The organism is Vibrio sp. CB1-5, from assembly GCF_059412285.1.
On sequence record NZ_JBJHPB010000002.1, the window covers coordinates 76,639 to 88,905 of the forward strand.

The window sequence follows — 12,267 nt, forward strand, 5'->3', positions numbered from 1 at the left end:
AGATGCAAAGTTTTGATATCGCCATTGTCGGTGGCGGAATGGTGGGGCTCGCGTTAGCGCGTGCTCTAAAAGACACGGGATTGCGAATTGCGATTGTCGAGGGCACGACGCCTTCAAAAGATCTCTCTGGTGATCCTGATATTCGTGTCTCGGCGCTGAGCCGAGCCAGTGAAATGATTCTCAAAAACTTAGGCGCATGGGAAGCGATTGCCAAGCATCGCAATGCGCCTTACCAGGCGATGGAGGTCTGGGAGCAAGACAGTTTCGCTCGTATCGAGTTTTCTGCCAGCCAAATGTCCCAGCCTAACTTAGGCCACATTGTTGAGAATAGAGTTATTCAGTTGGCGCTGCTGGAACAGGTAGCGCAACAAAGCAATGTGACGCTCTTTATGCCACATCGTTGTCAGTCGATGGCGATTGGTGAAAGTGAAGTTTGGACGACACTAGATAACGGTCAGTCGTTTACCAGCAAGCTCATTGTTGGTGCCGATGGTGCGAATTCTTGGGTTCGTAAGCAGCAAGATATTCCGCTTACTCACTGGGATTATGGACACAGTGCGCTCGTGGCCAATATCACCACTGAAGATCATCATGCCAAAGTGGCGCGTCAAGTGTTTACCTCTCAAGGTCCTCTGGCGTTTTTGCCAATGAATGAAGACAACTTGTGCTCCATTGTTTGGTCAACTGAGCCTACCCGTGCTGAAAAGCTGGCGAAGATGTCCGATGCCGAATTTAACAAAGCGCTGACGGCAGAGTTTGATAGCCGTTTGGGTTTGTGCCAGGTGCAATCAGAACGCCGCGTGTTCCCTCTTACCATGCGTTATGCCCGTGATTTTGTGACTGAGCGTGTAGCGCTAGTCGGCGACGCGGCGCATACCATTCACCCACTAGCTGGACAAGGGGTAAACTTAGGTCTGCTGGATGCGGCGAGTTTGGCTCAAGAGCTGAAAAAGCTCTGGCATGAAGGGAAAGATGTGGGTCGAAAGCGTCATTTGCGTGAGTACGAGCGCTGGCGTAAAGCTGAGGCGGCGAAAATGATCGCGGCGATGCAAGGCTTTAAGGACTTGTTCGAAGGTGAGAACCCAGCGAAGAAGTTGATCCGAGGTATTGGTATGAGCCTAGTCGGGCAGTTGCCTGGTGCGAAACAAGAGATCATGAGTCGTGCTCTTGGGATGCGAGGCCGATTGCCGGAGCTTGCTAAGTCATTGGTGAGTCAAGACTAAAATACAGACGCTTGTTTGTAGCAAAAGTAAAGGACAGCCTTAAGCTGTCCTTTTTAATGAATGGTATTCTTGCTTGCGTGGTAGACACGAAATGAGGATGAGACGCAGTGGCAAGTTTGACTAAAATTTCAGTTAGGCGTACGCGCACCTCAGTCTCATGACTTCTTGGTTGACCTCTTTTACCGCTTTGAAATGGCGCTGCTCCGCACGCTCAGGGATGATCAGTTTGCCGTTGTCGAACTCAAAGCCACCGAGTCCATAAACGTAGATCTTTCCTTTAAACAATCGACTTATGTGTTTAGCAATCATACTTGGCGTATAGCGCTTAAACAGTCTCATTTAACCTTCCTTATAATGTACCTAACGTTGTCCTAGCTCGGGGATTATAGATAAAACCCTTACTAAAATGTGTGATTAAGGAGGCTTAATTGCCCTCTTGCTGGCGTTACTTTTTTGTTTTGTGCTACGTTTTGCATTTCTTCCAACTTGTCACCAATGCCACGTGATACTTAGCACAAAAGCTCATTCTGGGGGCTTCCATTCTTGCTTCTCTGTTGTTTCTTAAAACCTAGTCGGTGAAAAGTGAGAATCAACAATATCGTATGGCCCCGATGGTTGGTTTTATGACCGTCGCACAATAGTTACGTTTTAATAGACCGGACAAAGCAAGAAAAGTTGTCATCTGACATACAAATTTACACATTCATGACGGAGTGGGATTGGAAAGTATGTGAGAGAAAAGTAAGACAAAAAAAAGCCCGCACAGCGGGCCAAATGTCACAGATGCATTACACAAAAGTGGAGTTACTGCGCTAGGCAGAGATTCACTCTAGTGCGTGTTTCAATTTAATCTTGGGATTAAATTGGACACAAAACTACCTTAACGTAAATTTGATGCTGTGACTATTTATGCTCAATAAATGTATAAGTTTTCATTGTTGCGTGTGGTAAAATCCGACTAAGTTCACAGTTGATCATCCTTGGTAGACAAAATGTTACATTTTGTAGCGCTAAATTTAGCGCTGTGACGTCGATAGGCATTGGGTTGGCAAGCCTGTGAGTCACAAGGACTAACGAATGATGTCGCTCCAGAGTGGTGAGCATTGTCTTGTGAGGTCATCTAAAGCCAGTTCGATCCCAGCAATACGCTCGCCACTGCTAATGGTAATGGTAGACGTTGCTTTTAGGGTCGGGTCAAACAGGATGGGCATTGGGGTTTTGAGTAACAGCGGCGTTACCGTACCCACCTTGTAGCCGGTGAGTAATTCGATATCTTGATTGTCAACGCAAGTCATACGTCTCGATTGCAGTACCGCTCTCACCTTCTTAGGGTCGATTTGGCGATCGCCCGGACAGCACGCTAGCGCATAGTGATTACCCATATCCCTCAACACCATGGTTTTAACCATCATATCGGGCGTAATGCCGCGCAACATCGCTGCATCTTCAATCGACACGGCTTCACGCGGCTGCATCAGTACCCGAAATGGAATGCTATTTTGCGTCAAGTATTGTGTGATCGCAGTTTCAAATTCGGGCACATCTGTCATCAATGAAGGCACGGTATTTATTCGCTATCGAGCGAGTATGGAGGAAGTGACAATGATAGGCGGCTATCTGGTTGAGATGCCAGGCGGAATTGAACGTCGTCATCAAGGTTATTGTTGATGATTATTGACGCCTTAAATGTGTGATCATCGTATTGGAATACGCTAAGGACATCGCCTGCTTTACGCCAGTTGTCACCGACAGAGCGTTCAATGATGACTTCCTCATCGTCAGCGACAGCTGCGGTTAGGCGCCCTGTGAGTGTCGCTAGCATACGCTTGTTAATGCCACGATACTTGGCACGAGCGATCGTTTCTTGGCCGGTGTAGCAGCCTTTAGTGAAACTAATACCATCCAATGCCTGTAGATTGAACGCTTGAGGAATGTGTTGGTTTTGCTGCTCTGCACTCAGAGTAGGTAGTGCTGCATCAATGTCGAATTGAGTCCAGATAGACTCTTGCACCCACTCAGTCTGTTGAGCGTCTAAGGATTCAATCAGTTCATCGCTAGCAAGTACCAGCCAACGCGTCTCATCAATGCGTACAGCGCTGCTGCCATTTTGCTGTCTAACGTCACCTGCTGATGGGAAATACTCATCAACCCACCCTTGAGCCTGCTCTCCCATCACACCGATGCACGTTTTAGTGCTTTGGGTGAATTCAACTTTAGAGAAGATGGCGTATTTTTTCAGCTCAACTAACTCTTGGGCAATCGCTGATAGTGGCTGAAACATCGCGTAGCCTCGCTCTGTATGGAACAAGCGAAACACACTCCAGGCTTTACCTTTTGCATCACAATGAGCGCCAAGCGTGGATTGCTGTGCCTCCAATGAGACCACATCACAGGTCACCTGACCTTGAAGGTAGGACTTACGGTCATCACCCGTCAGTTCTATCGAGCCCCAAGAGCTGAGAGGCGTCAACATCAGTGAGGGAAGCGTTGTCTCTGGAGTAAGGGATAGTGCTTGAATGCTAGGTTGCCATTCCATAGGTTGTGATCTCTTTGTTATACATGGTTGTTATGTTAATCGCGACGTTACCATTTGTCAGCTTAAACTGAGTAGTAGAGGTAGATAGTTCAATAAGCCTGGAAACCAAAATAGGGTTTGTTGCACGAAATCTTGTGAGCAAAGTTGAGTTTGTGTGATGCAGAGTGTGGTGGGGCATGCACTTGCTTGTTACACTCGCCCAATAATGAGTAGTAGATGGAGATTAGAATGTACTCTAGTGAAGAAAAAGCGCGCATCAAGTGGGCGTGTCGTAGAGGTATGTTGGAGCTCGACGTCGTGATTATGCCTTTCTTTGAGGAGTGCTTTGATACTCTCAATGACCAAGAGCAACGTGACTTCGTATCGCTGCTGGAATGCGACGACCCGGATTTGTTCACCTGGGTGATGGGGCATGGGCGTAGCGAAAACCTTGGTCACGCGTCGATGATCGACAAAGTCGTGGCGCATAACTTAAGTAAAGTTCGCTAATCAAATTTATGGCGCAGGCCGAGGTTCCTCATCTTGACCTGCACCTGTCTTCTTGTTCCCTTCCTTCGGTTATTGATAGCCTAGTCAAATTCCTAATTTGTTTCGCTGTTCTCTTTTCGCCCATTCCTCTAGCGATCCTGCCTTTGGTATGGAGTATGGTTGTGTCGACGTCAATGATGAGACCCTGTGTTGCCGGGCGTCTGCGCTTTAAAGACGACAAGTGGCTCCTCAACGATGACAGACTAAACAAAGTGCATTTTAATCTCACTTTATCAGAATGGGTGATTGCCCTTTACGATGCGAAACACGGTTGGCGGCTGATTTGGCGTGCAGCCACGACAGAGCGAAGTTACCGCCATTTAGCCGTGGCTATAAAAGGTTGGCAATAAAAAAGCAGCCAGTGACATGGCTGCTTTGATAAAGGTGCTTGTGAGCAGGCGATTGCTCTAAGTCGCTTAGGGCTCCATAGATTGGGGCTCCAAAATCGTTGGGCTGCTGTTTTCTAGCATCTTAGGGTAGTCGAGCGTGTAGTGCAAACCGCGACTCTCTTTACGTTGCATTGCACAGCGAACCATCAGCTCGGCAACTTGCAGTAGGTTACGCAGTTCTAGCAAGTTATTCGATACCTTGAAGTGGCTGTAGTATTCATGGGTTTCTTGTTGTAGCAACTGAATACGACGCAGCGCGCGTTCAAGTCGCTTATCAGTGCGCACAATGCCCATGTAATCCCACATAAACAGGCGTAACTCGTGCCAGTTATGCTGAATGATAACCTCTTCATCAGAGCAGCTGACTTGGCTTTCATCCCAAGCTGGCAATGTGTCTGGATGAGTCGCGTTGTCGAATTTTTCCATGATGTCTTTGGCTGCAGACCAAGCGTACACCACGCACTCAAGCAATGAGTTTGACGCCATGCGGTTTGCTCCGTGAAGGCCGGTGTAGCTCACCTCACCAATGGCATAAAGCTGATCAAGATCCGTACGACCCGATTTGTTTACGATGACACCACCACAGGTATAGTGTGCCGCAGGAACAATCGGGATCGGCTCTTTGGTCATGTCGATGCCGAGATCTTGCAAGCGCATGTGAATGGTTGGGAAGTGCTTGATGATAAACTCTTCCGGCTTGTGACTGATATCGAGATACATGCAATCCGCACCTAGGCGTTTCATCTCGAAGTCAATAGCACGAGCAACCACATCGCGCGGCGCAAGCTCTTCGCGTTCATCAAAGTCCGGCATAAAGCGCGTGCCATCAGGGCGTTTGAGGTAAGCCCCTTCGCCTCGCAGCGCTTCAGTTAGCAGGAAGTTGCGTGCGTCTGGGTGGAACAAGCACGTTGGGTGAAACTGGTTAAACTCTAGGTTGGCAACGCGGCAGCCAGAGCGCCATGCCATTGCAATACCATCACCAGAGGAAACATCTGGGTTTGAGGTGTATTGGTACACTTTTGATGCGCCGCCGGTTGCCAGCACGACAAATTTAGCGCGCACAGTTTCAACGTGTTCTTGGTTGCGGTTCCAAATATAGGCACCAACCACTTTGTCTTTGCTGCCACCTACTTTGTCTTCCGTGATCAAATCAAGCGCGTTATAGCGCTCAAAAATTTCAATGCTCGGGTGGTTTAGCACGTTGTCTTGCAGCGTAGTCTGCATCGCCATTCCCGTTGCATCTGCCGCGTGCAGAATACGACGATGGCTGTGTCCGCCTTCGCGCGTTAGGTGATAACGCGGTGCTTCGTCCTTTTCGGTTTCAACTTGGTCAAATGGAACTCCGCCATCGATCAGCCATTGCACGCACTCTTTCGCGTTTTCTGCAATAAACTGCACTGTGTCTTCTTCGCACAGGCCGGCACCGGCAATATTGGTGTCGTTAACGTGTGACTCGATGCTGTCGGCTTCGTCAAAAACTGCGGCAATACCGCCTTGAGCGTAATAGGTTGCCCCTTCACTCAACGGTCCTTTACTTAAAACAATAACCTTAGCGCGCTCAGCAACTCGTAGCGCGAGAGAAAGACCAGCAGCGCCACTTCCTATAACTAAAACATCACAAAGATGTTCTCGGTTTGTGTTCATAATTCTATTAAAATCCTGACCTATGGTAGAGCTAGCAAACTCTACCCAGCTAAAAGTGCACGATAGGAAGCTGCAAAAAGCAGCTGGCGAAGGGCACTTGCTATGAGGATTACTGCCGTGGTCAACACAGTGAAAAACACGTTGTGTTGCGGCGTTAAGTAATCCATTCTAATAATTGACCCCATTGTAGTTGACGCCAAATCACATTGTGAATGATAAATAATAAAAAAACTGAGAAAGTTTTGAACTTTCCAATTTGCATAGAGTCACAATAGTGCTCATGTTAGCGGTGGTGTCAAGACTACAATATGCATAATTAATACTCATATCTGAGAAGGTAAGGGTAATAACGAATAGGAGTGAACGCTCGCATGAACGAGCAGCCGACCGATCAGGTGTTGATTGAGCGCGTTCAAAGTGGAGATAAACAAGCATTTAACCTATTGGTTTTGCGCTATCAAAACAAGGTTTGCAATCTCATATCAAGATACGTGAGCAATTCGGGCGATGTAGCGGACATAGCCCAAGAAGCGTTTATAAAAGCGTATCGTGCGATCCCGACGTTTAGAGGTGAGAGTGCCTTCTATACTTGGTTGTATCGCATAGCAGTAAACACCGCAAAAAACCACATTGTGGCACAAAGCCGTAGGCCACCTGCCAGCGATGTGGATGCAGAAGATGCCGAATTTTATGAAACCGGTACCGCTTTGAAAGAAATTTCGAACCCTGAGAACTTAACGTTGTCGAACGAATTGAAGCGAACAGTTTTCGCTGCAATTGAAGCGCTACCAGAAGATTTGAAGACTGCAATGACCCTTCGTGAACTTGATGGTTTAAGTTACGAAGAAATTGCAGAAGTAATGGATTGCCCAGTGGGAACGGTACGTTCGCGTATCTTCCGTGCTCGTGAAGCGGTAGAGAAGAAGATTAAGCCTCTTCTTCAACGCTAAAACTAGTTACAACTATGGTGAATATAATGGCTGACAAACAGAAGCTTTCAGCATTCATGGATGGAGACCTGATCGATGATGCGCTAATCGAAGCGCTCGAGAATGATCAGGAGAGCAAACAGACCTGGCAAAACTACCACCTAATCGGTGATGTGATGCGTGGTGATGAGCCACAGAGCCTGGAGTGGAATATTGCTGAGAGCGTCGCACTAGCACTCGATGATGAGCCAGCACATCAAGCGGTAAGCAAAGAGACAGTGGTGCCGATTGAAGCACAACCGACACCGTCGCAGGCGAAACGTCAGCTACCAGCATGGCTAACTCAATTTGGCCAAGTGGGTATAGCAGCGTGTGTATCGCTCGCCGTTATTTTAGGTGTGCAGCAGTTCTCTGGACAAGATGCAACGCAACCAGAGATCGAGCAGATACCTGTTTTGCAAACTATCCCATTTGCAGGTAGCGCAGAACCAGTAAGTTTGACTCGTGATTCAGTCGCGAGAACGAACCAGAATGAAAGCGCCAATGTGCAAGAGCAGCGTCGCCGCATCAATGCTCTGCTTCAAGATTATGAGCTACAGCTGCGCTTAAACAGTGACGATCAAGCGTCTCTGACTACGGATACAGAATCGGTAATTGAATGAAAAAACTTCTGACCAGTTCGTTATTGCTGTTCAGTTTGTTTGCTAACTCGGCCTTTGCAGAAGAGCAATCTTCTGTGGAGGCTTTATTGCATCAAATGAATGACGCCAGTCAGCAATTGAACTACGAACTGTCCTATATCCTAATCAAAAAGAACAGTATTGAGCCTTTGTTGTATCGCCATGCAAGGCATGAAGATCAGCAATTGGCGCATTTGGTTTACTTGAGTGGCCCGGTGCGTGAGGTTATCCGCCGTGGCAACGAAGTCAGCTACATCGAACCCGGCGCTGACCCATTCACAATAGAGTCGGGCAAGATGGTGGCACCTTTGATGCCCCTGCTTAACAGTGATATCAAAAAGCTGAGCCAGTATTACGATTATGTTCGCGTTGGCCGTGCCAGAGAGGCCGGAGCGGCGGCACAAGTATTTCGTGTGGTACCAAAAGACGGCCTTCGCTATTCCTATGTATTGTGGGTGGACGAAAAAAGTAAGCTTCCCTTACGCGCTGATCTTCTCGACCGAGATGGTGAGATCCTCGAACAGTATCGTGTGATTTCATACTCCATCAACGATCACATCGCGACCATGCTTAGCTCACTTGATGAAGTCCAGCTTCCAGCGGTATTGTCACTGCCAAAAGGCAATATTGAACAAACCTTCTGGCAAGTTGACTGGGTACCAAGTGGCTTTACTCCGAAAGATCTTAATCGTTATCGCATGATCGCCACCGAAGATGTGGTGGAGAGTCAGATGTATACCGATGGCTTATTTAGCTTCTCAGTGTACGTCTCTGATCGTGATAGTAACTCGATGAAAGGCCAGTTAATTCGTCAAGGACGCCGCACAGTGCATAGCATTGTTACTGGAGATATGCAGGTCTCTGTCGTCGGCGACATTCCTCCTGCCACTGCGCAGCGTATCGCACAATCTGTTAAACTGAACAAAGTAGAGCAAGCAGATGAAGGCGTAACCCCATGATGACCGCTCTTGCAACGGTGACCTCGGTGAAAAGCCGTGGTCATCGTTACCAAGTCGAATTGAGCTGCGACCAACAAACCAGTTGCAGCTCTTGCCAATCAAAAAACAGTTGTGGAACCGGTATTGTCACCAAAGCGGTCGGCAATAAAAAGCTGAACTGGCACCTACTGACCTCCAAAACCGTAAATCCTGGCGATATCGTTGAAATCGCGTTTCCAGAGAAAAGTCTGCTGCAATCGGCGGCATTGATCTATTTGTTGCCTCTGTTGTTCCTGTTTTTGGGAGCGATGGCAGGTCAGTTGTGGTTAGCGCCCTTACTTGGCGGCAGTGAGCTGGTGGTGATTGGTTTTTCAGCATTTTCTGCCTACTTTGGTTTCCGACTTGCGAAAAGATGGGTGTCTCCAATGGAAGCGGCATCGCATCAACAGGTTGAATTGGTGCGGGTGCTCGGGCAGTCCATTGCCTAAATAAGGTGCGAACCGCAACGAAATTGGGTAGAATCTGCCAACTTAATTGAAATGCGTGTTTTTTCCGCTATTTCATTCCCTAATTGTTTAAGAGTTTAGCTACACCAAATCTATGAAGCACATTCGTAACTTTTCTATTATCGCCCACATTGACCACGGTAAATCGACGCTGTCGGACCGTTTGATCCAAGTTTGCGGCGGCTTAAGTGACCGTGAAATGGCGGCACAGGTTCTTGATTCTATGGATCTAGAGCGCGAGCGCGGTATCACTATTAAAGCTCAGAGTGTTACTCTGGATTACACGGCGAAAGATGGGGAAACCTATCAGCTAAACTTTATCGATACTCCAGGACACGTTGACTTCTCGTACGAAGTATCACGCTCACTGGCGGCTTGTGAAGGTGCACTACTGGTGGTTGATGCGGGTCAGGGCGTTGAAGCTCAGACACTAGCGAACTGCTACACAGCGATTGAAATGGAACTTGAAGTGGTTCCAGTTCTTAACAAGATCGACCTTCCAGCAGCAGAACCAGAGCGCGTAGCTGAAGAGATCGAAGAGATCGTCGGTATCGACGCGATGGAAGCGGTTCGCTGTTCAGCGAAGACCGGTCTAGGTGTTGACGACGTTCTTGAAGAGATCGTAAAAGCGATCCCTGCGCCAGAAGGCAACCCAGAAGATCCACTGCAAGCGCTAATCATCGACTCTTGGTTCGATAACTACCTTGGTGTTGTTTCTCTAGTACGTATTAAAAACGGCGTGCTGAAGAAGAATGATAAGATCAAAGTAATGAGCACAGGTCAGGTTTGGGGTGTAGACCGTCTTGGTATCTTCACACCAAAACAAGTTGATACGACAGAGCTAAATACTGGCGAAGTAGGCTGGGTGGTTTGTGGTATCAAAGACATCCTGGGCGCGCCAGTGGGTGATACACTGACCACGGCTAAGAATGGCTGTGAAGTGGCACTACCAGGCTTCCAAAAAGTAAAACCTCAGGTATACGCAGGTCTATTCCCGGTATCGTCTGATGATTACGAAAACTTCCGTGATGCACTAGGCAAACTGAGCCTAAACGATGCGTCACTGTTCTATGAGCCAGAGAGCTCTGCTGCACTTGGTTTCGGCTTCCGTTGTGGCTTCTTGGGTATGCTTCACATGGAGATCATCCAAGAGCGTCTAGAGCGTGAATACGACCTAGACCTGATTACGACAGCACCGACGGTAGTCTACGAAGTAGAGAAAACGGATGGTTCACTTCACTATGTTGATAGTCCAGCGAAACTGCCGGCAACCAACGACATCGAAGAAATTCGTGAGCCAATCGCACGTTGTAACATCCTAGTACCATCAGATTACCTAGGTAACGTGATTACGCTTTGTGTTGAAAAACGTGGTTCTCAGGTAGACATGGTTTATCACGGTAATCAAGTGGCTGTGACTTACGATATCCCGATGGCAGAAGTAGTACTCGACTTCTTTGACCGTCTGAAGTCGACCTCTCGCGGTTATGCATCACTGGATTATAACTTCCAGCGCTTTGAAGCGTCGAACATGGTTCGCGTGGACGTACTGCTAAACGGCGATACGGTAGATGCACTGGCAATCATTACGCACAAAGATCAATCTCAGACTCGTGGTCGTCAATTGGTTGAGAAGATGAAGGAATTCATCCCTCGCCAGATGTTCGATATCGCGATTCAGGCGGCGATCGGTAACCACATCATTGCGCGTTCGACTGTGAAACAGTTACGTAAAAACGTAATCGCGAAATGTTACGGTGGTGACGTGAGCCGTAAGAAGAAACTGTTGAAGAAACAGAAAGAAGGTAAGAAGCGTATGAAGCAGATCGGTAACGTCGAACTGCCTCAAGAAGCGTTCCTTGCGATTCTACACGTAGGCAAAGACTAATTCTTTTGCCTAACGTGGCGACATAATACAGCAGAAGTGAAAGTACTCAGTGAGTGCTTTCACTTTCGTTATTTTTAAAGATACGAAAATTAAGGGAATTGAATGGCTAATACCTTCTCATTGATCCTCGTCATCGTGACGTTAGTGACTGGTGTTGTTTGGGTTTTGGATAAGCTCGTATTGAGAAAGCAGCGTCAGCAGAAGCTGGCGGATATCCAAGCGCAAGCAAATCAAATTGATGAAGAAACAGCAAACAAAGCGGTTGCACCTTCTTGGTTTGTTGAGAATAGTGTTTCAATTTTCCCTGTGATTGCCTTTGTTTTGGTGTTGCGTTCGTTCATCTACGAACCGTTCCAAATCCCATCAGGCTCAATGATGCCAACGCTACTGGTTGGTGATTTCATCTTGGTTGAGAAGTATGCGTACGGACTAAAAGATCCAGTATGGCGCACTCAGTTGGTTGAAACTGGCAAACCTGAACGAGGCGATGTTGTCGTATTTAAGTACCCACCGCAGCCAAACATTGACTACATTAAGCGTGTCGTTGGTCTGCCGGGTGATACTGTTCGTTACAGCGCTCGTAAGGATATCTGTATTCAGCGTCCAGGCGAGTCAAGCTGTAAGCCGGTTAAGCTGTCTAATGTCCAAGACAGCCCATTTATCCAAAATGGCATCTCGCTTATCCAAATGGATGAAAAGCTGGGTGAAGTAGGCCACCAAGTCTTGGTGAACCCATTGCGTCGCGACCGTGTTGATCAATATCAGCCACGCAATGGCGTGAACGAATGGGTTGTGCCAGAAGGTCAGTACTTTGTGATGGGTGATAACCGTGACAACAGTGCCGATAGCCGTTACTGGGGTTTTGTGCCAGAAGGCAACCTAGTGGGTAAAGCAGTTGGCATTTGGATTAGCTTCGAATTTGAACGTGGTGCAGACAGTATTCTGCCTACATGGATCCCAACCGGTGTCAGATTTAATCGCATCGGTGGAATAGACTGAACGAGAG

13 protein-coding genes are annotated in these 12,267 nt (G+C 47.7%); 9 read left to right on the forward strand and 4 right to left on the reverse strand.

Features of this window, described 5'->3' with window-relative positions; translation table 11 throughout:
• Window positions 1-2 precede the first annotated feature (2 nt).
• Window positions 3-1,223: an FAD-dependent 2-octaprenylphenol hydroxylase gene (locus ACJB0T_RS01900; protein ID WP_479291548.1), complete on the forward strand. Its 1,221-nt coding sequence runs from the start codon at window positions 3-5 to the stop codon at window positions 1,221-1,223.
• A gap of 132 nt (window positions 1,224-1,355) precedes the next feature.
• Here the strand turns inward: ACJB0T_RS01900 and ACJB0T_RS01905 are convergent, their stop codons facing one another.
• From ACJB0T_RS01905 to ygfZ, 3 genes are all read right to left on the reverse strand, one after another.
• A complete protein-coding gene (locus tag ACJB0T_RS01905) occupies window positions 1,356-1,562 on the reverse strand; it encodes a DUF1107 domain-containing protein (RefSeq protein WP_042496239.1) in 207 nt (68 codons plus the stop codon).
• A gap of 731 nt (window positions 1,563-2,293) precedes the next feature.
• A complete protein-coding gene (locus ACJB0T_RS01910) occupies window positions 2,294-2,773 on the reverse strand; it encodes an aminoacyl-tRNA deacylase (RefSeq protein ID WP_479292326.1) in 480 nt (159 codons plus the stop codon).
• Window positions 2,774-2,790: 17 nt separating this feature from the next.
• Window positions 2,791-3,759, reverse strand: a complete 969-nt coding sequence (gene ygfZ / locus ACJB0T_RS01915) for a tRNA-modifying protein YgfZ (protein ID WP_479291545.1) — start codon at window positions 3,757-3,759, stop codon at window positions 2,791-2,793.
• Between the two features lie 228 nt (window positions 3,760-3,987).
• On the opposite strand from ygfZ, the gene ACJB0T_RS01920 reads away from it, so the two are divergent.
• Window positions 3,988-4,248 (forward strand): FAD assembly factor SdhE, encoded by a 261-nt coding sequence (locus ACJB0T_RS01920; RefSeq protein WP_479291544.1) that lies wholly within the window; start codon window positions 3,988-3,990, stop codon window positions 4,246-4,248.
• Between the two features lie 161 nt (window positions 4,249-4,409).
• Window positions 4,410-4,637: a hypothetical protein gene (locus tag ACJB0T_RS01925; protein WP_479291543.1), complete on the forward strand. Its 228-nt coding sequence runs from the start codon at window positions 4,410-4,412 to the stop codon at window positions 4,635-4,637.
• A 66-nt stretch (window positions 4,638-4,703) separates the two neighbouring features.
• Here the strand turns inward: ACJB0T_RS01925 and nadB are convergent, their stop codons facing one another.
• The gene (gene nadB / locus ACJB0T_RS01930; RefSeq protein ID WP_479291541.1) at window positions 4,704-6,320 is read right to left on the reverse strand and encodes an L-aspartate oxidase; all 1,617 of its coding nucleotides are present in this window, start codon (window positions 6,318-6,320) and stop codon (window positions 4,704-4,706) included.
• Between the two features lie 371 nt (window positions 6,321-6,691).
• Here nadB and rpoE point away from each other — a divergent pair, with 371 nt between their 5' ends.
• The 6 genes from rpoE to lepB all read left to right on the forward strand — a co-directional run bounded on the left by rpoE (window position 6,692) and on the right by lepB (window position 12,260).
• Window positions 6,692-7,270, forward strand: coding sequence for an RNA polymerase sigma factor RpoE (rpoE, locus tag ACJB0T_RS01935; protein WP_479291540.1), 579 nt, complete (start codon window positions 6,692-6,694; stop codon window positions 7,268-7,270).
• A 14-nt stretch (window positions 7,271-7,284) separates the two neighbouring features.
• Window positions 7,285-7,911 carry an RseA family anti-sigma factor gene (locus ACJB0T_RS01940; RefSeq protein ID WP_479291539.1) on the forward strand — a complete coding sequence of 209 codons (627 nt, stop codon included), beginning with the start codon at window positions 7,285-7,287 and terminating at the stop codon, window positions 7,909-7,911.
• On the forward strand, window positions 7,908-8,888 hold the full coding sequence (gene rseB, locus ACJB0T_RS01945; protein WP_479291537.1) for a sigma-E factor regulatory protein RseB: 981 nt from the start codon (window positions 7,908-7,910) through the stop codon (window positions 8,886-8,888). Before ACJB0T_RS01940 ends, rseB begins: the two co-directional genes overlap by 4 nt.
• A complete protein-coding gene (locus tag ACJB0T_RS01950; RefSeq protein ID WP_479291535.1) occupies window positions 8,885-9,355 on the forward strand; it encodes a SoxR reducing system RseC family protein in 471 nt (156 codons plus the stop codon). The genes rseB and ACJB0T_RS01950 overlap by 4 nt, the downstream gene beginning before the upstream one ends.
• A gap of 112 nt (window positions 9,356-9,467) precedes the next feature.
• Window positions 9,468-11,261 carry a translation elongation factor 4 gene (gene lepA / locus ACJB0T_RS01955; protein WP_479291534.1) on the forward strand — a complete coding sequence of 598 codons (1,794 nt, stop codon included), beginning with the start codon at window positions 9,468-9,470 and terminating at the stop codon, window positions 11,259-11,261.
• A 102-nt stretch (window positions 11,262-11,363) separates the two neighbouring features.
• Entirely contained in the window at window positions 11,364-12,260 is an 897-nt protein-coding gene (gene lepB / locus ACJB0T_RS01960; RefSeq protein WP_479291533.1) for a signal peptidase I, read from the forward strand.
• Window positions 12,261-12,267: the final 7 nt, after the last annotated feature.